Origin of the sequence: Sphingomonas lacunae, assembly GCF_012979535.1 — a bacterium.
Lineage (GTDB): Bacteria > Pseudomonadota > Alphaproteobacteria > Sphingomonadales > Sphingomonadaceae > Sphingopyxis > Sphingopyxis lacunae.
The window spans coordinates 1,073,801-1,100,081 of sequence record NZ_CP053015.1 but is presented as its reverse complement, the minus strand read 5'-3'; the positions used below and the strand labels follow the sequence as shown (position 1 = coordinate 1,100,081).

The following is a 26,281-nucleotide window of genomic DNA, read 5'->3' as shown; positions in this document are numbered from 1 at the left end:
CGACTCCATGGCCGAATCCGACCCCGTCATTGCCCGCATAGCCTCCGGTGTGGCCGCTGTGCCGGCCGACGCGTGGGATTCGCTGGCCGGCGGTGACGATCCGTTTCTGAGCCATGCCTTTCTGACGCTGCTTGAGGAATCGGGCAGCGTCGGGCCGGGGACGGGCTGGCAAAGCGCGCCTGTCTGTATCGACGGGCCGGACGGGAGGCTGGCGGCCGCTGCGCCGGCCTATCTCAAGGCACACAGCCAGGGCGAATATGTGTTCGACCATGGCTGGGCTGATGCCTGGCGGCGGGCGGGCGGCGATTATTATCCGAAATTGCAGGTGGCGGTGCCTTTTACCCCGGTGCCGGGGCGGCGGCTGCTGACCCGTGACGCGGCGCATGTCCCGGCACTGATCGGCGCGCTGGAAGCGGTGGTGACGCAAAATGGCCTGTCGTCAGCCCATGCGACCTTTGTAACAGAGGATCAGCTTGACGCGTTCCGCGCGGCCGGCTGGCTGATCCGGCGCGACAGCCAGTTCCACTGGTTTGACCGCGGCTATGGCGATTTCGACGGCTTTCTCGCCGCCCTGTCCTCACGCAAGCGCAAGGATCTGCGCAAGGAACGCGCCACGGCGCAGGCGGCGGTGCGCATCGAGGCGCTGACCGGCGATGCCATCCGGCCCGAGCATTGGGACGTGATGTGGGCCTGTTACCAGGACACTGGCGCGCGCAAATGGGGCACGCCCTATTGGACGCGCGAGGCCTTTGCCCTTTTGGGCGAACGGATGGCGGACCGGGTGCTGTTGGTGGTCGCGCATGAACGCGACACGGGGAGGCCGGTGGCGGCGGCGCTCAACCTGATCGGGACGGATGCGCTGTATGGGCGCTATTGGGGGTGCCTGGCCGACATCCCCTGCCTGCATTTCGAGCTATGCTATTATCAGGCGATCGATTTTGCGCTGGCACGCGGCCTCGGACGGGTCGAGGCGGGGGCGCAGGGGCAGCACAAGCTGGCCAGAGGGTATGAACCGGTGCCGACCTGGTCGGCGCATTTCATTCCGCACCCCGGTTTTCGTGCGGCAGTGGCTGATTTCCTCGAGCGGGAGATCGCGGCGGTCGAGCAGGAGAGCCAGTGGCTGGCCGGGCATGCACCGTTCAGGCGCGGCGACGGCTGACCGGCGATTGGGTCAGGCGGCGCTGCGCAGGTTGTTGCCGCTCATCGCCGCGATCCAGGCGCGGGCCTGGCGCTGGGCTTCGGCGATTTCCTCGCGGTCCATCTCGGCAGCGACTTCGGCGCGCAACAGGCCGCCTTCACGCACACCCGACAGGGCGGCAAGGTTGAACCATTTATGCGCCTCGATCATGTTGACTTCGCAACCGTCGGTGCCGGTCGAATAGGCGACGCCCAGTTCGAAATAGGCTTCGGCGCTGCCCCGCGAGGCGGCGGCGAGATGACTGTCGAACAGCTGGCTGGCGGTTGAAAGTTTGGTTCCCATTGGTCTTCCCCATTACGGAGCGTGTTTGCTCCGGAACGGAAATTCACCCCAACAGGGTCAACAAATGGTTAACGCGTTCGTTACCAGATCAATAAATTGTCCAAAGCTGTGTCAATTCAATGGAATATTGTCGATCAGACGGGCCTTGCCGAGCCGCGCGGCGACGAACAGGCGGGCAGTGTCGCACGGTGAATCAAGCGCCGCGAGAGAGTCGGCATCGCGCAGTTCGAGATAATCGACGCTGGCAAAGCCGGCCGCGAGCAGTGCTTGACGGGCAGTGTCGAGGGCGGCGGCCACCGATTCGCCACCACTGATCGCGGTGGCCGCCTGGGCCATGGTCCGCGGCAGGGCCGAAGCGGCCGCCCGTTCCTCTGCGGTCAGATAGGCGTTGCGGGACGACAGGGCGAGGCCGTCGGCCTCCCGCACGGTCGGGACACCGACGATGTCCAGATCAAAATCGAGATCCAGCGCCATGCGACGGATGATGGCAAGCTGTTGCCAGTCCTTTTCACCGAACAGGGCGAGATCGGGGGCCGTCTGGTTGAACAATTTGGCGACGACGGTGGAGACCCCGTCGAAATGGCCGGGGCGCGCGGCACCACACAGCGGCGCATCGAGCCCGGCGACGCTGATTCGGGAGGCATGGCCCTGTGGATACATCACCGCAGCATCGGGCGCCCACAACAGATCAACCGATTCGGCAACCAGCAAGGCCGCATCGGCCGCCTCTCGCCGGGGGTAGGCATCCAGATCCTCATTGGGACCGAACTGCATCGGGTTGACGAAGATCGAGACAATTACCCGATCCGCGAGGCGCCGGGCCTCGCGCACCAGCGTCATATGGCCGTCGTGAAGCGCGCCCATGGTCGGCACCAGCGCGATTCGCTCGCCCGCCTTGCGCCAGGCTGCAGTGGCGGCGCGCAACGCGCCGAGCGTACGGATGGTTTGCATGGTGCCGTCCCTGTGATTAGAGCCGTGCCAGTAGCAACCGCATTGCTGGCCGCGCCAGCCCCTAATGTGAGAGACCGGGCAGACTGTGTCATCCAATCCACACATCATTGTCTTTGCGAATGAAAAGGGCGGCACCGGCAAATCGACCTGTGCCGTGCATGTCGCCGTGGCGCTGGCATCCATGGGCGCACGGGTGGCCGGGCTCGACCTCGACCATCGCCAGCGCACCTTTTACCGCTATCTCGAGAATCGCACCAACACCGCTCAGCGGCGCAATGCCCAGCTGCCTATCCCGCGATTCGGCGTGCTGGGCGACGCGCCGGTGGAAGCGTTGCAGGAAAAGGTGCTAGAGCTGATCGACGGCGTCGATTTCCTGGTGGTCGACACACCGGGCCGTGACGATACGCTGGCGCGATATATGGCCACGCTGGCGCACACGCTGGTCACGCCGATGAACGACAGTTTCGTCGATTTCGACCTGATCGGCCAGGTCGATGCAGAAAGTTTCCGCCTCGCCCGCCCAAGTTTTTATGCCGAGCTGATCTGGAACGCGCGCAAGACCCGTGCGCAGATTGACGGCGGCACGATCGACTGGGTCGTTTTGCGCAACCGCATCCAGCACCTGGAAGCGCGCAACAAGCGCCGGGTCGGCGACGCGATGAGCGAATTGTCGCGGCGGGTCGGTTTCCGCATTGTCCCCGGCCTGTCCGAACGCGTCATCTTTCGCGAACTTTTCCCCGCCGGCCTGACCTTGCTCGACAAGGGGCAGCTGGGTGAACTGGGCACCAGCCACATTGCCGCCAGGCAGGAATTGCGGGAGATGCTGGCCGGACTGGCGCTGCCCGACACCGCGGCCATCGCCTCCCGTCGTCAGGCGACGACAGACCGCGCCGTTTGATTTCGGCCAATTCAGCAGGACCAGCGACCATGACCCATGAATTCGACCCGACCATGCTGCGTGAATATGACATTCGCGGCATTATCGACCAGACCCTGAGCGCCGCCGATGCCAATGCCATTGGCCGCAGTTTCGGCACGATGATCCGCCGCGCCGGTGGCAGCCGGGTGGCCGTGGGTTATGATGGGCGCCTGTCGTCACCGATGCTGGCCGAGGCCCTGACCGCCGGGCTGGTTTCCACCGGTTGCACCGTGCTGGCCATAGGCCCGTCGGCGACGCCGATGCTCTATTTTGCGACATACCACCTGTCAGCCGATGGCGGCATACAGATAACCGGCAGCCATAATCCCCCCGACTATAACGGCTTCAAATTCGTGGCGCATGGCGCACCTTTTTATGGTGAGCAGATCCGGACAATCGGCAGCATGGCAGCGGCGGGCGACTGGGACAGCGGATCCGGGCAGGTCGAACAGGTCGCGGTGTTCGATGCCTATGTCGACCGGCTGGTGCAGGGCTTCAGTGGCCCGCCGCTGCGAATCGGATGGGATGCCGGCAATGGAGCCGCCGGGCCGGTGGTAGAAGCGCTCGTCGCGCGCCTGCCGGGGGAGCATTTGACGCTCTATACTGACGTTGACGGGCATTTTCCCAACCACCATCCCGATCCGACCGAGGAGAAGAATCTGGTCGACCTGCGCAAGCTTGTCGCCGACAACCGACTCGATTTCGGTGTTGCCTTTGATGGTGATGGCGACCGGATCGGTGCGATTGACGGTGAAGGCCGCATCATCTGGGGCGACCAGTTGCTGCAGATTTACGCCGAAATGGTGCTGAAAGAGGCACCGGGGGCGACCATCATTGCCGATGTGAAGGCCAGCCAATCCCTGTTCGACAAGGTCGAGGCGCTGGGTGGCACGCCGCTGATGTGGAAGACCGGCCACAGCCTGATCAAGGCGAAGATGAAAGAGGTGCACTCCCCGCTGGCAGGCGAGATGAGCGGCCACATCTTTTTTGCCCACAAATATTACGGCTTTGACGACGCCCTTTATGCTGCAGTGCAGCTAATTGAATCCGTGGGGAAATTGGGGCGTTCTGTCACCCAGTCCCGTGGCGCCATGCAGCCGATGGTCAACACCCCCGAACTGCGGTTCCAGGTCGACGAGAGCCGCAAGTTCGCGGTGATCGATGAAGTGCTTGATCGCCTGTCTGCCGATGGCGCGAAGGTTGACCGCACCGATGGTGCACGCGTCATGACCGCCGATGGCTGGTGGTTATTGCGTGCATCCAACACCCAGGATGTGCTGGTTGCGCGGGCGGAGGCTGGCGATGAGGCAGGCCTGCAGCGGCTGGTTACCGAGATTGACCGGCAGCTGGCGCTGAGCGGCGTTGATCGTACAGCACAGGCAGGCCACTGACCCTTGCCATTGGCCAGATGGTTGCAAAAAATGCAACCCTCCTTGTTCCTTTCGCAGTTGCAGCATAAGCCGCGCCTACCCATAAAGGGGGTGCCTTTCGAGGCACTCTCTCCCAATCCTCCTTAAGGGCTGCCTCCGGGCGGCCCTTTTTTTGTCTATCGCGCGGGAAGAGTAGAGCGGTTCTGGTGGCCAAGGGCATGCCAGCCACAGGGCCTGGCGACAGGCCCTATCCCCTGGCGGCCGCCTGTTCGGGCGGGTCAGGCTGGAAGGAACGGACATCGGCAATGAAGCTGGCGGGCAGCGGCACCGCCTTGGACAGATCCTGTTCGACATGGGCGTAGGTCAGCGCCATGTCGGTGAGCCTTTCCCGCCCGCCCTGCCCGTCATCGCGGAACAGGCCGACATGGATGGTGAAGCTGGTCCTGCCAAAGCGCGCCACCCGCGCCGCGACGACGATCATTTCGTCGAGCCGCGCCGAGGCGTGATAGTCAATCTCCGCATTCACCATGACAATGTCGGTGCCATATTGCGCGAAGAAGGGGCCGGGCGTCCCTTCACCCAGCGCCCGGAACAATTCGGTCACGCCAATGTCAGCATAGATCAGGTAATTGCCGTTGAAGACGATCCCCTGATGGTCGATCTCATTATAGCGCACACGCGTCGGCGTGTGGCTGGCAAAGCGGTCTTCCGGGACCTGCCACCAATTACGGTTCATCAGCAGCGGGTTCCGCTCAGGCGCTGCCAAGCGGCGCGCAGACCGCTTCGAGCCAGGCGCGCTCCTCCGCATTGACCAACGGTCCGACCCTGGTCAGCACTTCGGCATGATAGGTATCGACCCAACGCTGTTCAGGGCCCGACAGCATCTCAAGGTCGATCAGGTTGCGGTCGATGGGGGCAAAGGTGATGGTTTCAAAGCCCAGCATCCTGTGCTCTGCCCCGGCGACCTCGCGCTCGACGACGATGACCAGATTTTCGATGCGGATGCCATAATGGCCGGGCTTGTAATAACCTGGCTCGTTCGACAGGACCATGCCGGCCTGCAGCACTTCCTCGGTTCCCGCCTGCCCGCCGGCCGACTTGCCGATCCGCTGCGGCCCTTCATGGACCGACAGGAACTGGCCGACGCCATGGCCGGTGCCATGGGCATAATCGACCCCATCGGCCCACAGGTGCATGCGTGCCAGCGTGTCGAGCTGGCTGCCCCGCGTGCCTGCCGGGAAAACGGCAGTGGCCAGCGCGATATGCCCCTTAAGCACCTGGGTGAAGCGGCGGCGCATTTCCTCACTCGGCGTGCCGATGGCGATGGTGCGCGTCACGTCGGTCGTACCGTCAATATATTGGCCGCCCGAATCGATCAGATAGAGCGATCCATTCTCGAGTGGCCGGTTGGTCTCCTCGCTGACGCGATAATGCATCAGCGCGCCATTGGGCCCGGCGCCCGAAATGGAGTCAAAGGACAGGTCGATCAGTTCGCCGGTTTCGCGGCGGAACGCCTCCAGCTGGGTGGCCGCCTTGATCTCGTCGATCCCGCCCTTGGGTGCTTCCAGCGACGCCCAGCGCAGGAAGCGGCTGAGCGCACCGCCGTCGCGGACGTGCGCGGCGCGCATGCCGTCGAGTTCGACACTATTCTTCACCGCCTTGGGCAGGATCGTCGGGTCACGGAGCCGTTCAATCTGGGCGCCCGCCGCCTCCAGCCGGGCGATGATCGCCTGCACCGTGCGTTCAGGATCGACCGCGACCTTCTTGCCGGCCAGTGCGTCGAGCCCGTGGATGATCTCACCATAGGGGGCGACGCGCACGGCATTGCCAAGATGCGCTTTCACCTCGGGCGGCAGCTTCACATCATCGACGAACAGCTGCGCCGTGCCGTCGGCATGAACAATCGCGAAGGACAGCGGCACCGGTGTGCGGCTGACATCCGCCCCGCGCACGTTGAACAGCCATGCCACCGAATCGAGCGCGGTGATGACCGTGGCGTCGAGTTTTTTCTCCTTCAGCCACTCGCCAACCTTGGCCCGCTTGTCGGCAGAACCCTGTCCGGCCACGACATCGGGCTGAACCCGCAGCGGGGCATCGCTCGGCCGCGGACGGTCGGTCCAGACGGCATCGACCGGGTTGGAGTCGACCGGCACCATGGTGGCGCCGACGGGCTTCAGCGCGTCGCTCATCGCCTTGACCCACTGTTCGCCATGCAGCCAGGCGTCATAGCCGATCCGCGCGCCCTCACCCGCGTGGCCGGCGAGCCAGCCCGACAGCGTCTTTCCGGGGGTGTCGACATAGTCATAGAGCCCCGCTGGCACCTGATCGCGCACCTGCAGTTCATAGCGGCCATCAATGGCGATGGCGGCGCCCTTGGCCGGATCGGTCAGCACCACCGCCGTCCCGGCCGAGCCATTGAAGCCGGTCAGCCAGCATAGTCGCTGCGCATAGGCGCCGACATATTCGCTCATATGCTCGTCGGAGATCGGCACGACAAAGCCGTCAATCCCGGCCTTTGCCAGCTCGGCCCTCAACGCGGCGGTGCGCGCATGGGCGGGGTGGTCGGGACGGGCGGCGGCGCTCAGCAGCGTATCACTTTGTTCAGTCATGGCCGCACTATAGGACCAGCGCCCCGCCCTCGCTAGGGGGCTGCGCGGGCCAGCGACAGGCCATAGGTCGTGCTCTCGACCGGCCAGCCAAAAATGTCATGGCCGGGCAGGATGCCTTGCGCCGAACGCAAGGCCGTGCAGGCCGCCACATCAGCGGCATCATTGCCGCTCGTTTCCACCACTTCGCAGCGGGTGGCGCGGCCCGTCCGGTCAAAGCCGGCCGACAGGCGCAGGGCAGCGAGATCCGGCGCGGGTTGTCCGGTCGCGGCGGCGGCAGCACGATCCGCCAGCATTTGCAGGACTTCGGAAGGGATAGCGGCGCCGACAACACCCCGGGCAACCGGCATGATGGCGTGGGGCCGTCCATCGACCGGCACAAAGTGAATCGGGGTGCGCATCGGATACACCCGCCCGCTGGTCGGCCAGTCATAGCTCAGGGCACCGCGCCGCGAAGCGGCCTGACAGGCACGCCGGTCGAAACGGGGATCGGCGGAGGGGCGAACGATCTGGCATGAGCGCACCCCATCCGGGCCCGAGGTGACCAGCACGCCCGTCCACCCCGGCGTGTGGGGTGCAAAGGCCGTCGTTCCGCCTTGAGCGAGGGGGATGGTCACCGCAGTTGGCAACTGGGCCCATGACGGTGGCCATTGCGGCACCGCCGGCGGGGGTGGGGGCGGGGCCGGCGACAGTTGCAGTTCGGTGATCAGGGGCTGCGGCGGCCCGCCCGCCTGAACCATCGCCATGGCAAAATCGACCGTGACCTCGAAGGCCGAGGCAACAGGCTGGCCATTGGCATCCAGCGCGTGGCGAAGCCGCACCGTGCGCCGCAAGGTGTCGCACAGGCTGGCGTGGGCTGGTGAGGGTGCTTCGGCAAAGCCTGTGTGGCGCTGGATGGTGCAGCCGCGCACGCCACCGTCGGGACCCACGTCGAGCAGATAGGTAATCCCACGGCTGCGCCGGGCCGGGTCGGCCAGCCATTGCTGCACAGCCGGCTCGCTCTCGCTGATCCAGTCTGCCGGGGCATTGAGCGCCCTTGGCCAGCGGATCCAGTCAAGCAACGCGCCGGCAACCCAGCGCTGGGCCGATCCTGCGAGGCGGATCATCGGCCGGGTTTCGAAGGTGAGGCAATGGACAGTGCCATCGACGGCACGGATGATCGCTCCGGCACAGGGCGGGGCCGGTGAGGCAGGGGGCGCCACGGGCGCGGAAGGCAGGCTATCCTGCGCCTGTGCCACAGTCGTCACGCTGGCAAGCAAGGCCGAGGCCAGCCCAATCCCTATCCTGCGCATCATCCGGTCCCCTGCCTCCCGCTTTCCCCTTCCTTCTGTCGGCCAATCGCCTACATGGCAAGCATGACCGAAACGACGCCCGCTTCCGCCCCCGCCTCTGCCCCCATCGCCGCCCGCAAGCCGCACAGCGCCAGCCACCATGGCCGCACGCTCAGCGATGATTATGCCTGGCTGCGTGATCCCGGCTATCCCGAGGTCAAGGATACCGAGGTGCTGGCGCATCTGGAGGCGGAGAACCGCTGGTTTGAGGCGCATATGGCACCGCACCAGCCGCTGCTCGACCGGCTGTATGAAGAGCTGAAAGGGCGCATCAAGGAAGAGGACCGATCAGTCCCGGCGCGTGAGGGCGACTGGCTTTACTGGCGCGAATTTGCCGAGGGCGCGCAATATCGCACCTGGTGGCGCCGTCCGGCCGATGCGCCCGAGGGGTCGGGGCATGAGTGCATCCTTGACGAGCCTGCGCTGGCCGAGGGGCATGACTATTTCCGGCTGGGGGCCTTTGCCGTCAGCCCCGATGGCCGCACCCTCGCCTATTCGACCGACACCGACGGGTCGGAGCGCTTTACCGTCCATCTGCGCGACCTCGCCAGCGGTGATCTGTTACCCGACACCATCCCCAGCACGCTGTCCTCACTTGCCTGGACGGCCGATTCGCGCGGGCTACTCTATGGTCTTGCCAATGCGCAGTGGCGGACCGACAATGCGCGCCTGCACTGGGTGGGCAGCGATCCTGCCGAGGATATCGAGCTGTTCCGCGAGGCCGATGAGGGGTTCCGCGTCGATGTTGGGGTGACCCAGTCCGAGCGGTTCCTCGTGATCACCACCGGCGACCATGAGACAAGCGAGGTGCGGCTGCTGCCTGCCGACAATCCTTTGGCCGAGCCGATCCTCGTCGCCGCGCGGCGCAAGGGCGTCGAATATGCGGTGGAGGATCATGGCGAGACGCTGTTCATCCACACCAACGATAGCCACCCCAATTTCCGCCTCGCCACCGCGCCGCTCGCCGATCCGGGCAAGTGGACCGGCCTCATTGAGGGGTCGGACCGATTCTACATGACCGACGTGACGACCTTTGCCGACTTCTATGTCGTCGAGGGGCGCGAGGATGGCCTCGATCAGATCGAGGTCCGCTATTATGATGACCCCGCCCGCGTCGAGCGCATCGCCTTCCCCGAAGCCAGCTATGACGCGGGCCTCAGCGAAAATCCCGAATGGTGCACCGGCACGTTGCGGCTCGGCTATGAATCGATGGTCACCCCCGGCACCGTCTATGACTATGACGTCAAGGCCCGCAGCCTGACCGTGCGCAAGGTGCAGGAGGTGCCCTCGGGCTATGAGGCCAGCCTCTATGCGACCACCCGGTTGATGGTCACCGCGCGCGATGGCACCGCTGTCCCGGTCAGCCTCGTCTGGAAGCGGGCGGGCGAAGCCGAGGGCGCCCTGCCACAAGACCGGCCGCTCCACCTCTATGGCTATGGCGCCTATGGCATTGCCATCCCGCCCGGTTTCTCGACCAACCGGCTCAGCCTGCTCGACCGGGGTTTTGTCTATGCCATCGCCCATATCCGCGGCGGCGATGATCTGGGCCGTCACTGGTACCAGTCAGGCAAGCTGACCCAGCGGACCAATACCTTCCACGACTTCATCGACATTGCCGAGGCGCTGGTGGACCGGGGCGTGACGCGGCCGGGGCGCATCTCGATTGCCGGCGGCAGCGCCGGTGGCGAGCTGGTCGGCGCCGCGATCAACATGGCACCACAACTGTGGGGCGCGGCGGTCGCGCATGTGCCGTTCGTCGATGTGCTCAACACCATGCTCGACGCCAGCCTGCCACTGACGCCGGGCGAATGGCCCGAATGGGGCAATCCGATCGAGGATGTCGCCGCCTATGACCTGATCGCCAGCTACAGCCCCTATGATCAGGTGTCAGCCCAGGCCTATCCGCCGCTGATGGTCACCGCCGGCCTCAACGACCCGCGCGTCACCTATTGGGAGCCGGCGAAATGGGTGGCGAAGCTGCGCGCGACGCGCACCAATGACGCCACACTGATCCTCAAGACCAACATGGGCGCGGGGCATGGCGGCAAATCGGGCCGGTTCGAATCATTGAAGGAGGATGCCGAGGAAATGGCGTTCATCCTGACCGAGCTGGGCGTGGAATAAACCCGGCGGCAGCACCTAGGGGAGGCCAAAGCCACGCAACCAGTCGCGCGCACCATCGGCATCACGAAAGACATGGCCGGCAATGCCGACACTCTGCGCCCCGGCAATATTGGCGGGCACATCATCGATGAACAGCGCCTGCTCAGGTGTCAGACCGAAGCGGTCGAGCGCCAGCCGGTAGATGGCGGGGTCGGGCTTGATCAGTTTCTCCCGCCCGGAGATCAGCAGATCGTCGAACAGGTCGAAGATCGGCTGGGTGGGACGGAACGCGTCCCAGAATTCGGCGCCGAAATTGCTGATGATGTACAGCGGCACGCCCACCTGGTGCAGGTCGTGCACCAGATCGTGCATCCCCTCGACCGGTCCGGGAATCGTCTCGTTGAAGCGGGCGCGATAGGCATGGATCAGCGGGGCGTGACCGGGGAATTCGGCAATGCGCTCGGCCAGCATCGAATCAAGATCGCGCCCGGCATCATGCTGGAAATGCCATTCGGGGCTGATCACGTGGGTGACGAACCATTCAAGCTCGGCCGGATCGGCTATCAGCTGCCCGAACAGGTGGCGCAGGTCCCAGTGGAACAGCACCCGCCCGACATCGAAAATTACCGCCTTGCCCGACATGCCCACCCCCAATTGGCATCAGCACCGCACGCGAAGAAGGCGCAGGATCGCCGGTGCGATTCTGCGCCATCTGGCAGCATGCGAATCAAGTGACGCTCAAGGCAGCACTGCCGCCCCGGCATGGATCACTTGATCTTGGCTTCCTTGAACTCGACATGCTTGCGCACGACGGGATCGTACTTCGAGAAGGAGAGCTTCTCGGTCTTGGTGCGCGGGTTCTTCTTGGTCACATAGAAAAAGCCGGTGTCAGCGGTGCTGACAAGCTTGATCTTGACGGTGGTCGGCTTTGCCATGACCCGTATCCTGTCCAGTCGATATCAAAAGAAAAAGGGCAGCCGCGAAGCCGCCCGCATGTCGCGGCGCAATTGGGCAAAAAGCGGCGCCTTGTCAAGCGCAGAGTCGCCGACATACCGCTCGCCGCACGCCATTAGCGCGCCCTTAACCATGCGGGCGCATGATGCAGGGATCAACAGGGACCGGACGGCGGGCGTTGCAGCCAGGGGCACAGCGCCCGCCAACCGGGCCGGTGAGCAACCAGCGGGCCCCAGCAGGCGGGAGACAGGCTATGGCGATGACCGAGGCAAGGGCCAGCCGGATAAGGCAGGAACTGCACGGGCGAATCGCGTCCCTGGCCCGCGACAAGGGTCGGCTCAGCCGCGTCGAACTGGTCGAAGGTGTCGACACCATCCGGACAATAGCCAGCACCTATGGCTTTGCGACGGTAGCCAGTCTCGCCGGACGGCTCGAATCAGCGCTCGGCCGCGATACGGCACCGGCGACATTGCTGATCTGGCTCGATGCCATGGACGATGCGGTGACATTGGAGCCGATGCGTTCACCGGCACAAGCGGCCTTGCTGGCGTCGGTCGCGCTGCGCGTCGGCCACTGAGGCACGACGACGGCCAGAGCGGAGCACCGCACCACCATGGACGCAATCATGATTTGCCTGCTGGCCAGTGCCATCGGTGCCATTGGCGGGCGCTGGTGGATGCTGGCGCATGGCATGGCGGGACGGCTGCCGGCCGTACAGCTGGGGAGCGCGCTGGCGGTCTCGACGCTGGTCGCGGTGGCTGCGTCGGCCATATTTGGCGGTCAGATGGCCCTGCAGATTCGCGGGCCCGGCATGCTGCTGTTCCTTGCGCTGGCGATATTGTCAGCCGGAGCGGGTCTGTGCTGGCCGACAAAGGCAGCCAGCGACAAAATGCTGGCCGGGGCGAAAGGGCCTGTGACTGCCACCATCCTGTTGCTCGCCGCCCTGATCGGCGACAGCGCACCCTTCATCATATTGGCTACTGCCGCGCGCACGGGCGATGCGGCGCTCGCCGGCTTTGGCGGCGTGGCAGGGCTTGGGGCCTCGGCGCTGGCGGCCATGATGATGCCGCCCGGCTTGTTGAGCGTGAAGGCTATCCAGCGGATCCGCTGGGTGGCCGGTGTGCTGTTCCTGCTGATCGGCCTGATCGTTGCCCTGTCGGCATTGGGACGGCTGTAGGGAGAGGCCGCAAGGCTTGACCCGGCACGAGTGCTGGCCTAGCGGCCCATCTGTCTACCGGGGAGTAGCCGACCGCAACATTGCGGTGATGTGCGTCAACATGCTTGGCCGAGAGGCCATGGCGCAATCAGGCGGGTCACCATGACCTGTCGGGCGAGACCGATGACGACGGCCCTCCGCCATGCCGGGCGGGGTGGGTTGATCGTTATCGTGTCAAATCCGCCCGGCCGGGAATCTGCTCATGTCGATCGTGCTTGCCTCCACCCTGCTCGTCACCTTTGCCGAAATCGGCGACAAGACGATGCTGCTCGCCATCCTGTTGGCGGTGCGTTTCCGCCAACCCATGCCAATCATTGCCGGCATATTTGCCGCCACCATCGTCAATCACGCGTTGGCGGCCTGGGCCGGATCGGCAGTGGCGGGTCTGCTCGAAGGATGGTGGTTCCGCTTTGCTGTGGCGATCGGCTTTCTGGCCATGGCGGCCTGGACGCTGATCCCCGACAAGATTGACGAGGCGGACACCGGCGTCAACGGGACGGCGCGGGGTGCGTTCCTGACCACCACCATCGCCTTTTTCGCTGCCGAAATGGGTGACAAGACACAGATCGCCACCGTCGCGCTCGGCGCGCAATATCAGGATGTGCTGCTGGTCGCGATCGGCACGACATTGGGGATGATGCTGGCCAATGTGCCGGCCGTGTTCCTGGGCGAACGGATGACACGGCTGGTGCCGCTCCACTGGATGCGGACGGCGACGGCCGTGCTGTTCGCCCTGCTGGGTGGATGGGCGCTGTGGGATCTGATCGGCTGAAGCCGCGAAAGGGGACCATCAGCCGCCAATTTCTGTTAGGACAGGCGTATGCGCGCCTTTGCCGAGCTGATTGACCGCCTGACCTATACACGGTCCCGCAACGCCAAGTTGCGGCTGATCGGCGATTATCTGAAGGGGACGGCGGATCCCGACCGGGGCTGGGCGCTGGCGGCGCTGACAGGGGAGGTCAACCTGCCCGCCGTCAAGCCGGCGTCCATTCGCGCGATGATCGAGGAACGCGTCGACCCGCTGTTGTTCCGCATGAGCCGCGATTATGTCGGCGACACAGCCGAAACGGTGGCGCTGATGTGGCCTGAGCCTGGCGAGACAGTCCCGGAGGAGGAGACCTTGTCCCTCTCCGCGACTGTTGAACGGCTGGCCGCGCTCAAACGTGGCGAGGGGCCGGCTGTGCTGGCAGCCATGCTCGACCGACTCGACAGTGGTGGCCGCTTTGCCCTGCTCAAACTGGCCACCGGGGCCTTGCGCGTCGGCGTATCGGGGCGGCTGGCGCGCACAGCGGTGGCGGAGGCATTCGGGCTGGAGGTCGATGCCATTGAACAGGTCTGGCACGGGCTGGCACCGCCCTATGCCGAACTGTTTGACTGGGCCGAGGGCCGCGGTGGGGCCCCTGACCTGCGCGGACGTCCGACATTCCGCCCCTTCATGCTGGCCCATCCGCTGGAAGACGGCAGCGTGGATCTTTCCGAATATGTCGCCGAATGGAAATGGGATGGCATCAGGGTGCAGCTGGTCCATTGTGGCGGGGAGACGCGGCTCTACAGCCGGGGCGGCGATGACATTACCGCCGCCTTTCCCGATGTGGCTGGCGACTTCGCCATCGACGCCGTGCTCGACGGGGAATTGCTGGTGCGCGGCGAGGTGCAGGGCGGCAGCGCAGGGGGCGCGGCCAGTTTCAATGCCTTGCAGCAGCGGCTTGGCCGCAAGAGTGTAAGCGCGGCCATGCTGCGCGATTCCCCCGCTTTTGTCCGCCTTTATGATGTGCTCGATCATCAGGGCGACGATTTGCGTGCGCTGCCCTGGCATCGGCGGCGGGACAGGCTGGAAGCGTTGATGGCCGAACTGCCCCCTCACCGGTTTGACCTGTCGGCGATCATAGAGGCGGCGGATTTTGACGCGCTGTCGGCAATCCGCGACGGGGCCCGCGATTCGGCCATCGAGGGCGTTATGCTGAAACGGCGGGATTCGCCTTATGTGCCGGGACGGCGCGTTGGCCTGTGGTACAAATGGAAGCGCGATCCGCTGCGCGCCGATTGCGTATTGATGTACGCCCAGCGCGGCAGCGGCAAGCGGTCCAGCTATTACAGCGACTTCACCTTCGGTTGCTGGTCGGGGGATCCCGGGTCGGACGGCGACTTGCTGCCGGTGGGCAAGGCCTATTCGGGTTTCACCGACGAGGAACTGCGCTGGCTCGACAAATATGTGCGGGACCATACGGTCGCCCGCTATGGACCGGTGCGCGAAGTGGACCGCTCGCTGGTGCTGGAGGTGGCCTTTGATTCGATCCACGCGTCGCGACGGCACAAATCCGGCCTGGCCATGCGTTTTCCCCGCATTGCCCGCATCCGGCGGGACAAGCCTGCGGCAGAAGCCGACCATGTCGCGACATTGATGGCGATGATCGACGGGCCTGGCACCGGCTGAGCGGACCCGCGCGACACCAACCGGGAATTTTTTACTATCCCGCACAGGCATCTGCTGTCAGTCAGGGTGCAGCAAGGATTATGGCCTTAGCAAAGGGGACGACCGGCCCAAGCCTGGCGTTTTGCCATCCGGTCAGAAGACAGGGGACTCAGCATGATCGGTACCAGGACATTTCTCGCCCTCGGCGTGGCAGCCATTGCCATCGCCTCCCCCGCCATGGCCCAGCGCGGCCGCACCGCAGCGCCGGCCACCATCACATTTGGCCAGTCGGTCGAAGGGACGCTTGCGGCCGCATCGACCAGTACCAATTGCACACCTGACGGACCGGAAGTGCGCAGCTATCGCTTCCAGGGGCAAGCCGGCCAACGCGTCCAGATCACCCAGAGCGCCGATGATTTCGATTCCATGGTCGAGATTGGCAAGATGGATGGCTGCACCTTTGTCCCGATGGGCTCCAACGACGACGGTGCCGGCGCTGAGGACGGCCTCAACAGCAGGCTTGTCGCCCGCCTGCCCGAAACGGGCACCTATGTGATCCGCGCCCGGTCGCTGGGAGACACCGGCGTTGGCAAGTTCAACCTGACGCTGACCGCACTGCCAGCGCTGCCGCCGCCGCCGGCACCCATCACCCTTGCGCTGGGCCAAAAGGTCGAGGGCGAACTCACCGCCAATGACGCGGTGATCGAAGAAGCAGTGGAACCGATGTGGGGTGAGGGCTTTGACAGCGAAATGGGGACGTCCATCATCGAGTCGTCGCGCCCCTACCACCTCTATTCCTTCAGCGGCACCGCCGGGCAGGAAGTGTTGCTGAGTCTTGATTCGGAAGAGTTTGATGCCTTCCTCGAAGCCGGGGTGGATTCACCGCTGGGCTTTGCCGTCATGTCATCCAACGATGATGGCGGTGGCGAGGATGACGGGCTCAACAGCCGCCTGCGCGTCAAGTTCAAGACGACGGGAACCATATTGATCCGCGTCAGCCCGTTGTCGAGCGATACGGGCCATTACACGCTGATCGCGGCCGACGCGCCGCCCGAAACCGCGGCCGATGCAGCGACGGACGGCCAGGAAGGGCATGCCCATTGATGTGAGACGGGCCCCGGCCCCGCAAAAGCGGGTGCCGGGGCGTTTCCCGGTCAAGCAGGGCCAGCACGGCCCAATCAAAAAGGCCCGGACGCTTGCTGAGCGCCCGGGCCTTTTGTGAATTGATCAGGCCGTGTCAGTTCGACGCAGCGAGATTGACCGCGCTATACTTGCCGCGATCATCGACTTCGATGTCAAATTCGAGCCGGTCGCCCTCGTTGAGGCTGTGAATGCCGGCGCGTTCAACCGCGCTGATGTGGACGAAGCAATCCGCCCCGCCATCGTCACGCTTGATAAAGCCGAAGCCTTTTGACCCGTTGAAGAACTTCACCTCACCCGATGCGCGTTCGCCGGTCAGCTGGCGACGGGCGCGCTGCGGCCGTTCGGCAGGGGCGTCGAGCGGAAGCTGTTCACCGGTGATCTTGAGATCAATGGCCGAGATGCGACCATTGCGATCAACCAGGGTAAAGGCCAGCGTCTGACCCGAAGCGAGGCCTTCGAGACCGGCCTGTTCCACAGCGCTGATATGAACGAACACGTCCTCACCGCCATCGTCACGGGCGACGAAACCGAAGCCCTTGTCCTTGTTGAAGAACTTTACGACGCCAGTGCCTTCGCCAACAACCTGGGCCGGCATCTGCGGGCGCGGGCCGCGGCTGAAACCGCCACCGCCGCCACGATCACCGCCGCCAAAACCGCCACGGTCGCCGCCACCGAAGCCACCGCCGCCGGGGCGTCCTCCGCCGAAGCCACCGCCACGATCACCACCGCCGAAGCCGCCACGATCGCCGCCGCCAAAGCCACGGTCGCGGTCGCCAAAGCCACCGCCGCGCGGGGGTTCGCCAAAACCGCCACCGCCGTAGAAATCCTGTCCGAAGTCGTCGCGCCGGCCACGTCCGCCACGCTTGCTGCCATTGCCGCCACCACCGCGGCGTTCCCGATCAAAACTCATGCGCCAATCAACACTCAAATTCCGTCCTGCTAAACTGGCAGACCACCCCGAACGGACCAGTATGCGGCGCCACGAGTCAGGAAATTACTTCCATGCCCACCCCACCATAACCCAAAAATATGCAACAGCTAACAAAAAAGCGCGGGGGCAACAGGTGATGGCCAGTTGTTGCGCCAACGCAACGGCCTGTCATTGCCCCATGATCGGGCATTGAGGCGCGGGCCCACTTGGCCTAAGGGCCGGTCATGACCGTGCATTTCCATGAAGAAGACCTGCCGCAGGGCGTGCTCGCCCCCGGACCTGTCGCTGTTGATACCGAAACGATGGGGCTGATGCCCGGTCGTGATCGTTTGTGCTTGGTCCAGATCAGCGATGGCGGTCCGGACCAGCATCTGGTGCGATTCGCGCCGGACAGTGATTTTGCCGCCCCCAATCTGAAAGCCGTGCTGGCCGACCCGGCTCGACTGAAAATCTATCATTTCGCGCGGTTCGACCTGGCGTCGATCGAACGATATCTGGGCGTCGAGGCCGGGCCGGTCTATTGCACCAAGATCGCCTCCAGACTGGTGCGGACCTATACCGACCGCCACGGTCTGAAGGAATTGTGCCGCGAAATGCTGGGCCAGGAATTGTCCAAGCAGCAGCAGTCCAGCGATTGGGGGGCGCCCGAGATCAGCGAGGCGCAACGCGACTATGCCGCCAGCGACGTGCGCTATCTGCATGCCCTGAAAGAAGCGTTTGACGTGCGGCTGGCCCGCGAGGGCCGGACCGCCATGGCGCAGGCCTGTTTCGACTTCCTGCCGATGCGCGCGCGGATCGACCTGGCCGGCTGGCCGGACATCGACATTTTTGCGCATGGCTGAGGCGGGCTGACCCATGTCCCAGCTGGCCGACGCCGAACGCAACAAGCGCCGCCTGTGGGCAGCGGTCGGCAGTTCGCATGACCGGTTGGTGCGCGCATTGCAGATCGGCCTGCCGCTGGCGGTAGGCGCTCTGGCAGCGGTCTTGCTGTTCGCGCCGTTCAGTCATCGAGGCGAAATCAGCTTCCTGCTCGCGAAGAACAGGATCGAGGTCACCGACCAGCGAATCGAGGTCAAGGAAGCGCGCTATCGCGGCACCGACAAGCTGGGCCGCCCGTTCAACTTGTCGGCCGTCAGCGCAGTACAGCGAAGCTCCGCGGATCCGGTGGTTCGAATGCGCGGGCTGATCGGCGACATCATGATGGACGACGGTCCGGCACGGCTCACCGCGACCGCAGGCCGCTATGACCCGACACGCGAGATGGTGATGGTCGATGGCCGGATGGCCTTTACTGCCGCCGATGGGTATCGGCTGGAGACCGGCAGTGTCTCCATTGACCTGACCACCCGCAGGCTGAGCAGTGGGGAACCGGTGACCGGCCAGTTGCCGATAGGCAATTTCAGCGCCGACCGGATCAGTGCCGATCTGGTCGGACGCACCGTCCGGTTGAGCGGCAACGCCCGGCTGCGGATCAACCAAGGGGTCGTCCGTTGAGGCGCCCGACCGGAGAAACGATGATGTCGAGGCTGTTTCGCGGCCAGTTCACCACCATGCTGGCCAGCGGGGTGACCGGCTTTGTCCTGATGGCGGGTGTGATCACCGCAGGTTCCTGGGGCGACAAGGCCGCAGCGCAGGCGCTGATCAATCACAACAGCGCGGCGCCGGTGGATTTCGCAGCGGATTCGATCGAGGTGCAATCGCGCGCGGACCGCATTGTCATCGCTGGCAATGTCGTTGTCCGTCAGGCCGGCCTGACCCTGACCGCGCAGCGGATGACCGTCGCCTATGCCGACAGCAGCGGCGTCGATGTCAACCGCATCGACGCGGTCGGGGGCGTGACCGTAACCAAAGGCGCGGACAGCGCACGCGGCAATGCGGCCGTCTATGATCTCGACCGTCGGCTGATCACCCTGGTGGGCGGCGTCGAACTCAACCAGGGCGGCAACCGCCTGTCTGGCGGACGGCTGGTAATCGACCTGACAAGCGGACGGGCGACGGTTGACGGGGACGCTCGAGGCGTTGCCAGTGATACGGTCGGAGCAGGGACCGCCGGCGACAATGGCGGGCGAGTCACCGGCCGCTTTACGGTGCCGGAACGCAACTGACCGGCGGAACCGGACTGGCCGACGGGCGACAGATCGCCGAAAAGCGACGATTTGCGCCGGTCCAGCTTGTTTCCATGCAAGCATCCTGCCAAATTGGACCCAATGCTTGCCGTCAGTGAGCATTTGATAACCACTGCCGTTGCAATTGGATGGCCCATGACCGCACTCGCCGACCCTGAAGCCCCCAAGGGCCAGCCAGATTCCACCGCCGGTTCGGCGATCCCGGGACGGGGGCTTTCTGTCGTTTCCCTGGCCAAAAGCTATGACAAGCGATCGGTGCTGTCTGACGTTTCGCTCTCGGTGGCGCGGGGTGAGGTCGTCGGCCTGCTCGGCCCCAATGGCGCGGGCAAGACCACCTGTTTTTATTCAATCATGGGCCTGGTCAAACCCGATTCGGGCCGCATCATGCTCGACGGGTCGGACATTACGCCGCTGCCGATGTACCGCCGCGCGATTCTTGGCCTGGGCTATTTGCCCCAGGAAACCTCGATTTTCCGCGGCATGACAGTCGAACAGAATATTGCCGCGGTTCTTGAACTGGTCGAACCGGACAAGAATGCGCGGGCTGCACGGCTTGACCAGCTGCTCGACGAGTTCGGGCTGACCCGGCTGCGCACCTCCCCGGCCATGGCGCTTTCGGGTGGCGAGCGGCGGCGCTGCGAAATTGCCAGGGCCCTGGCTGCTGACCCATCGATCATGCTGCTCGATGAGCCATTCGCCGGTATCGACCCCATTTCCATTTCCGACATTCGGGATCTGGTGAAGGAGTTGAAAACCCGGGACATCGGCGTGTTGATCACCGACCATAATGTGCGCGAAACACTCGATATCGTTGATCGTGCGTGCATCATCTATGGCGGGTCGGTGCTGTTTGCCGGCAGTCCACAGGAACTTGTTGCCGATCCCGATGTCCGCCGATTGTATCTCGGCGAAGGCTTTTCGCTCTAGGGCAGACCATGGCGCTGGCTCCCCGCCTCGATCTGAGACAGACGCAATCGCTGGTGATGACGCCTCAATTGCAGCAGGCGATCAAGCTGTTGGCGCTGTCCAACCTCGAACTGGAAGGGGTTTTGGCCGAGGAACTCGCCAAAAATCCTCTGCTCGACAGCGGCGAGAGCGGTGAGACAAGTGCAACGCCGACCAGCGACCGCGCCGAAGCCACCGACCGCCTGTTCGAAAGTGGCATGGGCGCCGCGCCGGGAGAGCTGGACGTCGATTTCAGCAGCGAAACATTCCACCATGATTCGCCCGCTGATTCGGCATGGGAACCGGTGGCGGCCGCGGAAGGTCCGGACAATGCCGAAGGCCCGGGTTTTTCCGGCATTGGCGAAGCGGGGGCAGGCGAGGCCGGCGAAGCGATTGATTTTGACAGTTTCCGTTGTGCCGAGACGACATTACGGGATCATTTGCTGGCACAGGCGGGCCAGAGCCTGTCCGGCATCGACCATGCCATTGCCGTCGCGCTGATCGAATCCGTCGAGGATTCAGGATATCTGGATGCCGACCTCAATGAGCTGGCGCTGCGGCTGGAGGTGGGGCGCGGGCATGTTGAAAGCGTTTTGGGCACAGTGCAGCATTTTGACCCGGCAGGTGTGGGCGCACGGTCGCTGTCCGAATGTATTGCCATACAGGCGCGCGAGGCCGACCGTTATGACCCTGCAATGGCGCGCTTGATCGACAATCTCGACATGCTGGCCAAGGGCCAGTCGGCACAACTGCGCCGGATGTGCGGGGTGGATGAGGAAGATTGGGCCGACATGATCCGCGAGCTGCGCGGCTACGACCCAAAGCCTGGCCTGCGTTTTGCAGCATCGGATGCGACGCCGGTGGTCCCCGACCTGTTCGTCCGCCAGACCAGCGAAGGCTGGGCGATCGAAATCAACAATGCGACATTGCCCCGCGTTCTGGTCAACCGGCAATATTATGCCGAACTGGCGGCGGGTGCAGGCAAGGGCCCCGGCGCCAGGGACGGCAAAGCCTGGCTGGCGGATTGCCTGGCCAGCGCCAACTGGCTGGTGAAGGCGCTCGACCAACGCCAACAGACGATCATCAAGGTCGCGCGCGAAATCGTCAAACAGCAGGAGGGGTTTTTCCTGCATGGGGTATCGGCGCTCAAACCGCTGACGCTGCGGCAGGTGGCCGAGGCGATTTCCATGCACGAATCGACCGTCAGCCGGGTGACCAGCAACAAATATCTGTCCTGCTCGCGCGGCATGTATGAGCTGAAATATTTCTTCTCCAGCGGCATCGCCTCGGCCGATGGCGAAGGCGGCATGTCCGCCGAGGCGATCAAGAGCAGGATCAAGGCACTGATCGACGGAGAAAGCGCCAAGGCGATATTGTCTGACGACACGCTGGTCGAACTGCTCGGCAAGGAAGGGTGCGACATCGCCCGGCGGACCGTGGCCAAGTATCGGGAGGCCATGGGCATCGGGTCGAGCGTGCAGCGGCGGCGGGCCAAGGCACTGGCTGGATAGGCAGGGCGCAGGAGAAACTTGCGGTTCAGGTGCGGCGGGCTAATCCTGTCGGCATGACCATGCGATTCCCGCTCACCGCCCTTTCGACCTTCATGCTGCTGAGCGCATCCCCTGTGTCGGCACAGACAGGCACGCCGCCGCCCGCGCCGCCGCTAGCTCAGCCTGCCGCGCCGACGCCCGCGCCCAGCCTGCCCAGAGTGGCGCTGACCACCAGCCTGGGGACCATCATCATCGAACTGGAAACACAGCGCGCGCCTCTGACCACCGCCAATTTCCTACGCTATGTCGACCAGCGCCGACTGGACGGCACGACATTTTATCGGGCGATGAACCTGGGGCAGGGCTATGGGCTGGTGCAGATGGGCACGCGGGGGATGCCGCAACGTACGCTTCGCCCGGTGGCCCATGAACCCACCAGCCAGACCGGCCTGTCACACACGGATGGCGCAATAAGCCTGGCCCGGCTGGCCCCCGGCACCGGCACCGGAGATTTCTTTATCACAGTCGGAGATCTGGTCAGTCTGGACGCGCAGCCGGCGGGCAGCGGCGGAGACCCTGATGGCTTTGCGGCATTCGGCCGGGTGGTCGAGGGGATGGACCTGATCCGCGCGATCATGGCGCTGCCAACCGACCCCAATGCAGGCGAAGGCGTGATGCGCGGACAGATGCTTGCCGAGCCGGTGCGGATAACATCAGCCCGGCGGGTGGCGCCTCAACCTGCGCCGCCAGCCCCATAGGGATCAGTCATCCTCATCGTCATAATGGGCGAGGTGGAGCGCGCGGGCCCTGATCTGGTGCGTCTGGCACCAGTGCACCAGCGCCTCCTCGCGCCCGTGGGTGACCCAGACTTCGCGCGGACCGACATCGCGGATGGTATCGAGCAGTTCGTCCCAATCGGCATGATCGGAGAGGATCAGCGGCAGTTCGACATTGCGTTGCCGCGCCCGGCCACGCACCCGCATCCAGCCTGACGCCATGGCGGTGACTGGGTCGGGCAGGCTGCGCGACCAGCGGTCGGCCAGTGCAGAGGGCGGAGCGAGGATGATTTCTCCGGCAAGATCCGCCTTTTTCACCTCTGACACCAGGCGCAACTCGCCGAGATCCACGCCATGTTCGCGGTAGAGGTCACACAGGCGAACCAGTGCACCATGAAGAAACAGCGCGCGGCCATATCCGCCGGCACGCAACTCGCCAATCAGCCGCTGCGCCTTGCCGAGCGCATAGGCGCCAACAAGGATGCAGCGGTCAGGATTGGCGGCACGGGCGGCCAGCAATTTGGCAACCTCGTCCTGAGTCGGCGGATGGCGGAAGACGGGCAGGCCAAAGGTCGCCTCGGTGATGAAGACGTCACAGGGAACAACTTCAAAAGGGGTGCAGGTCGGGTCGGCACGCCGCTTGTAATCGCCCGAAACGACAATCCGCTCCCCATCCTTTTCAAGGCATATCTGGGCCGAGCCGAGCACATGGCCGGCAGGATGGAAGGAAGCCGTGACGCCACCGCCGAGACCAAGTGGTTGGCCATAACGGATCGGCTGGCTGTGCCCGGCGACCTGATCCCCATAGCGGACCGCCATGATCGCCAGCGTTTCCGGTGTTGCCCAAACCGCGCCATGGCCGCCACGGGCATGATCGGCATGGCCGTGGGTGACGAGCGCACGAGGGACAGGAATGGACGGGTCAATCCAGACATCGGCGGCAGGAACATAGATGCCCTGGCGGCGCGGTTCGATCCAGCGGCCGAGCCGTGACGGAGAGAGGGGCTGAGCAAGCGCGTCCATCTTGCCTATATGGCGGCTGTGAGCGGCGAATCCACCCTGCCCCAGCCATCGGTCGAATCCGGTGACCATGACCTGCTGCCGCCGGTCTTCGCCGACTGGCTGGTCCGGCGCGGCTGGCGCCTGCGCGCACATCAGCGCGGGATGATCGAGGCGGGCGCGACTGGCCGTCATGCCCTGTTGGTCGCAGCAACCGGGGCGGGCAAGACGCTCGCGGGATTCCTGCCTAGCCTGATCGAACTACATCGGGGCGGAGGCAGCGGGCGGGTCCACACGCTCTACATCAGCCCGCTCAAGGCGCTGGCCACCGATGTTCGGCGCAACTTGTTGATGCCGATCGAGGAAATGGGCCTGTCCATCCGGGTCGAAACGCGCACTGGCGACACGCCGGCAGACCGAAGGGCGCGACAAAAAAGCAACCCGCCCGACATTTTGCTGACGACACCTGAATCGCTGAGCCTGATGTTGAGCCATGAGGATGCGGCGCACCTTTTTTCGGGCCTTGCCTGCATAGTCATCGACGAGGTTCACGCATTCGGTACCGGCAAGCGCGGCGACTTGTTGCAATTATGCATGGCGCGATTGCAGGCCATGCGCCCTGCGCTGCGCCGGGTCGCCCTGTCCGCCACAGTTGCAGATCCCGACAACTGGCGAGGCTGGCTTGCGCCTGGTGGGGATATTGAAGCGGTGCGGCTGGTCGTGGGCGAGGCGGGGGCCGATCCCGAAATCGGCATCCTGCTGCCCGAAGGCCGGGTTCCCTGGTCGGGCCATTCGGGCAAATATGCGATACCCGCAGTGATGGAGGCGATCGAGGCGCATGGGACGACCATCGTCTTCGTCAACACGCGCGGCCTAGCCGAACTGATCTTTTCGGAGCTGTGGAAGGCCAATGACAAGGGTCTGCCCATCGGCATCCACCATGGCAGCCTGAGCCTTGAGGCCCGGCGCAAGGTCGAGGAGGCGATGGCCGACGGGCGCATCCGGGCGCTGGTGGCGACGGCAAGCCTCGACCTCGGGCTTGATTGGGGCAATGTCGACTGCGTCATCCAGATGGGGGCCCCCAAGGGCGCAAGCCGGCTGATCCAGCGCATCGGCCGGGCCAATCACCGGCTCGACGAACCGTCCAGGGCGATGGTGGTGCCGGGTAACCGCTTTGAATGGCTCGAAACCCGCGCCGCGCTCGATGCGATCGAGGCGGGGGAACGCGACGCCGATCTATTCCGCCCCGGCAGCCTCGACGTGCTGGCGCAGCATATCACCGCGGTGGCGTGCAGCGGGCCGTTCAACGAGGACGCGCTGTTCGCCGAAGTGCGCAGCGCCCTGCCCTATGCCACACTCGACCGGGCGACGTTCGACCGGACGCTGGGGTTCGTCCGCGATGGCGGTTATGCGCTCAAGGCCTATGACCGGTTCCGCCGCCTGGCGCCGGCGGGGCCGGGACAGTGGCGCATCGCCGGGCCGAAATTTGTCCAACAGCACCGGTTGAATGCCGGCATCATCGTCGAGGCACCGGCGCTCACCGTCCGCTTCAAAAATGGCCGCAAGCTGGGCACGGTAGAGGAATATTTCGCCTCGACCCTGGTCCCGGGCGACACATTCCAGTTCGCGGGCATCGCGCTGGAAGTGGAAGGAATCAGGGATAGCGACCTCTTGGTCCGGGCAACCAGCAAATCGGCGCGCATTCCCGCCTATATGGGCGCGCGCATGGCACTGACCACCAATCTTGCCGAGCGGGTACGGCGGATGATTGCCGACCCCGATGAGTGGCGCGGTTTTCCCGATGATGTCGCCGAATGGCTGCGCATGCAGATGTGGAAAAGCCGCCTGCCGCGCCCCGACCAGCTGCTGGTCGAAACCTTCCCCCATGAAGGGCGTCACTACTGGCTGCTCTACCCGTTCGAGGGGTGGAATGCGCATCAGGCGCTGGGCATGCTGCTGACCAAGCGGATGGAGCGGGCCGGGCTGCAACCGCTCGGTTTTCAGGCGACCGATTATGCCCTCGCAATCTGGAGCGTGAAGCCGGTCGAGCGGCCGGCCGAGCTGTTGACCGCGACAATCATGGCCGACGAATTTGTCGAATGGGTCGAACAATCGCATCTGCTCAAACGCGCGTTCCGGGAAGTGGCGGTGATCGGCGGGCTGATCGAGCGCCAGCATCCTGGCCAGCGCAAGACCGGGCGTCAGGTCACCTTTTCCACCGACCTCATCTTTGACGTGCTGATGCGCTACCAGCCCGACCATCTGCTGATCGAGGCGGCTTGGGCCGATGCCCGGGCGCGATTGACCGATGTCGGACGATTGGGTGACCTCATCGAACGTGCCGGGCCGACGATGGTGCATGAGCAACTGTCGCGCCTCAGTCCGCTTGCCGTCCCGGTCCTGACCATCATCGGCCGCGAAGGTGTCAGCACCGAAGCGACCGAAGAGGCGTTGCTCGACATGGAGGCCGCACTGGTCGAGCGGGCGATGGCTTAGGGGATTTGCACCCTGCGCCGGGCTGCATTAGG

The 26,281-nt window shown here is 64.7% G+C and carries 25 protein-coding genes and 1 riboswitch; of the genes, 16 read left to right on the top strand and 9 right to left on the bottom strand.

The genetic code is table 11. The features are described 5' to 3' along the window. The first annotated feature begins 7 nt into the window (after positions 1 to 7). Positions 8 to 1,159 carry a GNAT family N-acetyltransferase gene (locus tag GV829_RS05160; protein WP_169944514.1) on the top strand — a complete coding sequence of 384 codons (1,152 nt, stop codon included), beginning with the start codon at positions 8 to 10 and terminating at the stop codon, positions 1,157 to 1,159. Positions 1,160 to 1,171: 12 nt separating this feature from the next. Here the strand turns inward: GV829_RS05160 and GV829_RS05155 are convergent, their stop codons facing one another. Continuing rightward, positions 1,172 to 1,480, bottom strand: a complete 309-nt coding sequence (locus tag GV829_RS05155; RefSeq protein ID WP_169944511.1) for an SEL1-like repeat protein — start codon at positions 1,478 to 1,480, stop codon at positions 1,172 to 1,174. A gap of 111 nt (positions 1,481 to 1,591) precedes the next feature. Then, on the bottom strand, positions 1,592 to 2,431 hold the full coding sequence (gene panC / locus GV829_RS05150; RefSeq protein WP_169944509.1) for a pantoate--beta-alanine ligase: 840 nt from the start codon (positions 2,429 to 2,431) through the stop codon (positions 1,592 to 1,594). A gap of 85 nt (positions 2,432 to 2,516) precedes the next feature. Here panC and GV829_RS05145 point away from each other — a divergent pair, with 85 nt between their 5' ends. Next, complete coding sequence (locus GV829_RS05145; RefSeq protein WP_169944507.1) at positions 2,517 to 3,329, top strand: division plane positioning ATPase MipZ; 813 nt, start codon at positions 2,517 to 2,519, stop codon at positions 3,327 to 3,329. 29 nt (positions 3,330 to 3,358) lie between these two features. Continuing rightward, a complete protein-coding gene (pgmG, locus tag GV829_RS05140; protein ID WP_169944505.1) occupies positions 3,359 to 4,741 on the top strand; it encodes a phosphoglucomutase/phosphomannomutase PgmG in 1,383 nt (460 codons plus the stop codon). Between the two features lie 226 nt (positions 4,742 to 4,967). On the opposite strand, the gene GV829_RS05135 is transcribed toward pgmG, so the two are convergent. The 3 genes from GV829_RS05135 to GV829_RS05125 are packed head-to-tail and all read right to left on the bottom strand — an operon-like array spanning position 4,968 to position 8,621. Then, positions 4,968 to 5,456: an acyl-CoA thioesterase gene (locus GV829_RS05135; RefSeq protein WP_169944502.1), complete on the bottom strand. Its 489-nt coding sequence runs from the start codon at positions 5,454 to 5,456 to the stop codon at positions 4,968 to 4,970. A 16-nt stretch (positions 5,457 to 5,472) separates the two neighbouring features. Next, entirely contained in the window at positions 5,473 to 7,329 is a 1,857-nt protein-coding gene (locus GV829_RS05130) for an aminopeptidase P family protein (RefSeq protein ID WP_169944500.1), read from the bottom strand. Positions 7,330 to 7,361: 32 nt separating this feature from the next. Next, complete coding sequence (locus tag GV829_RS05125) at positions 7,362 to 8,621, bottom strand: energy transducer TonB family protein (protein ID WP_169944498.1); 1,260 nt, start codon at positions 8,619 to 8,621, stop codon at positions 7,362 to 7,364. A gap of 51 nt (positions 8,622 to 8,672) precedes the next feature. On the opposite strand from GV829_RS05125, the gene GV829_RS05120 reads away from it, so the two are divergent. Then, positions 8,673 to 10,781, top strand: a complete 2,109-nt coding sequence (locus GV829_RS05120) for a S9 family peptidase (RefSeq protein ID WP_246203064.1) — start codon at positions 8,673 to 8,675, stop codon at positions 10,779 to 10,781. A 15-nt stretch (positions 10,782 to 10,796) separates the two neighbouring features. On the opposite strand, the gene GV829_RS05115 is transcribed toward GV829_RS05120, so the two are convergent. Together GV829_RS05115 and rpmG are read right to left on the bottom strand one after the other, a co-directional pair. Beyond that, the gene (locus tag GV829_RS05115; RefSeq protein WP_169944496.1) at positions 10,797 to 11,402 is read right to left on the bottom strand and encodes an HAD family hydrolase; all 606 of its coding nucleotides are present in this window, start codon (positions 11,400 to 11,402) and stop codon (positions 10,797 to 10,799) included. Between the two features lie 125 nt (positions 11,403 to 11,527). Next, a complete protein-coding gene (gene rpmG, locus GV829_RS05110; protein ID WP_017977469.1) occupies positions 11,528 to 11,695 on the bottom strand; it encodes a 50S ribosomal protein L33 in 168 nt (55 codons plus the stop codon). A 272-nt stretch (positions 11,696 to 11,967) separates the two neighbouring features. Between rpmG and GV829_RS05105 the strand changes: the two genes are divergently transcribed. The 5 genes from GV829_RS05105 to GV829_RS05085 all read left to right on the top strand — a co-directional run bounded on the left by GV829_RS05105 (position 11,968) and on the right by GV829_RS05085 (position 16,447). After that, on the top strand, positions 11,968 to 12,291 hold the full coding sequence (locus tag GV829_RS05105) for a hypothetical protein (protein ID WP_169944494.1): 324 nt from the start codon (positions 11,968 to 11,970) through the stop codon (positions 12,289 to 12,291). Positions 12,292 to 12,327: 36 nt separating this feature from the next. Further along, positions 12,328 to 12,891 carry a TMEM165/GDT1 family protein gene (locus GV829_RS05100; RefSeq protein ID WP_169944492.1) on the top strand — a complete coding sequence of 188 codons (564 nt, stop codon included), beginning with the start codon at positions 12,328 to 12,330 and terminating at the stop codon, positions 12,889 to 12,891. A gap of 46 nt (positions 12,892 to 12,937) precedes the next feature. Next, a riboswitch (yybP-ykoY riboswitch) is annotated at positions 12,938 to 13,116 on the top strand. 16 nt (positions 13,117 to 13,132) lie between these two features. Further along, a complete protein-coding gene (locus GV829_RS05095; RefSeq protein WP_169944490.1) occupies positions 13,133 to 13,702 on the top strand; it encodes a TMEM165/GDT1 family protein in 570 nt (189 codons plus the stop codon). Between the two features lie 48 nt (positions 13,703 to 13,750). Further along, positions 13,751 to 15,364: a cisplatin damage response ATP-dependent DNA ligase gene (locus tag GV829_RS05090; RefSeq protein WP_169944488.1), complete on the top strand. Its 1,614-nt coding sequence runs from the start codon at positions 13,751 to 13,753 to the stop codon at positions 15,362 to 15,364. A 153-nt stretch (positions 15,365 to 15,517) separates the two neighbouring features. After that, positions 15,518 to 16,447, top strand: coding sequence for a hypothetical protein (locus GV829_RS05085; protein ID WP_169944486.1), 930 nt, complete (start codon positions 15,518 to 15,520; stop codon positions 16,445 to 16,447). A gap of 133 nt (positions 16,448 to 16,580) precedes the next feature. Here the strand turns inward: GV829_RS05085 and GV829_RS14365 are convergent, their stop codons facing one another. Continuing rightward, positions 16,581 to 17,396, bottom strand: a complete 816-nt coding sequence (locus GV829_RS14365; RefSeq protein WP_169944483.1) for a cold-shock protein — start codon at positions 17,394 to 17,396, stop codon at positions 16,581 to 16,583. A 245-nt stretch (positions 17,397 to 17,641) separates the two neighbouring features. Here GV829_RS14365 and GV829_RS05075 point away from each other — a divergent pair, with 245 nt between their 5' ends. From GV829_RS05075 to GV829_RS05050, 6 genes are all read left to right on the top strand, one after another. After that, the gene (locus GV829_RS05075; protein ID WP_169944480.1) at positions 17,642 to 18,259 is read left to right on the top strand and encodes a ribonuclease D; all 618 of its coding nucleotides are present in this window, start codon (positions 17,642 to 17,644) and stop codon (positions 18,257 to 18,259) included. Positions 18,260 to 18,272: 13 nt separating this feature from the next. Beyond that, positions 18,273 to 18,911 (top strand): LPS export ABC transporter periplasmic protein LptC, encoded by a 639-nt coding sequence (gene lptC, locus GV829_RS05070; RefSeq protein WP_169944478.1) that lies wholly within the window; start codon positions 18,273 to 18,275, stop codon positions 18,909 to 18,911. 56 nt (positions 18,912 to 18,967) lie between these two features. Next, positions 18,968 to 19,522 carry an LptA/OstA family protein gene (locus GV829_RS05065; protein ID WP_425505461.1) on the top strand — a complete coding sequence of 185 codons (555 nt, stop codon included), beginning with the start codon at positions 18,968 to 18,970 and terminating at the stop codon, positions 19,520 to 19,522. 156 nt (positions 19,523 to 19,678) lie between these two features. Further along, on the top strand, positions 19,679 to 20,470 hold the full coding sequence (lptB, locus tag GV829_RS05060; protein ID WP_169944475.1) for an LPS export ABC transporter ATP-binding protein: 792 nt from the start codon (positions 19,679 to 19,681) through the stop codon (positions 20,468 to 20,470). 8 nt (positions 20,471 to 20,478) lie between these two features. After that, on the top strand, positions 20,479 to 21,999 hold the full coding sequence (rpoN, locus tag GV829_RS05055) for an RNA polymerase factor sigma-54 (protein WP_169944472.1): 1,521 nt from the start codon (positions 20,479 to 20,481) through the stop codon (positions 21,997 to 21,999). A gap of 59 nt (positions 22,000 to 22,058) precedes the next feature. Beyond that, positions 22,059 to 22,736 carry a peptidylprolyl isomerase gene (locus tag GV829_RS05050; RefSeq protein ID WP_425505460.1) on the top strand — a complete coding sequence of 226 codons (678 nt, stop codon included), beginning with the start codon at positions 22,059 to 22,061 and terminating at the stop codon, positions 22,734 to 22,736. 3 nt (positions 22,737 to 22,739) lie between these two features. Here the strand turns inward: GV829_RS05050 and GV829_RS05045 are convergent, their stop codons facing one another. Beyond that, the gene (locus GV829_RS05045) at positions 22,740 to 23,777 is read right to left on the bottom strand and encodes a ligase-associated DNA damage response exonuclease (RefSeq protein ID WP_169944470.1); all 1,038 of its coding nucleotides are present in this window, start codon (positions 23,775 to 23,777) and stop codon (positions 22,740 to 22,742) included. A gap of 18 nt (positions 23,778 to 23,795) precedes the next feature. Between GV829_RS05045 and GV829_RS05040 the strand changes: the two genes are divergently transcribed. After that, entirely contained in the window at positions 23,796 to 26,249 is a 2,454-nt protein-coding gene (locus tag GV829_RS05040) for a ligase-associated DNA damage response DEXH box helicase (protein WP_425505440.1), read from the top strand. Positions 26,250 to 26,281: the final 32 nt, after the last annotated feature.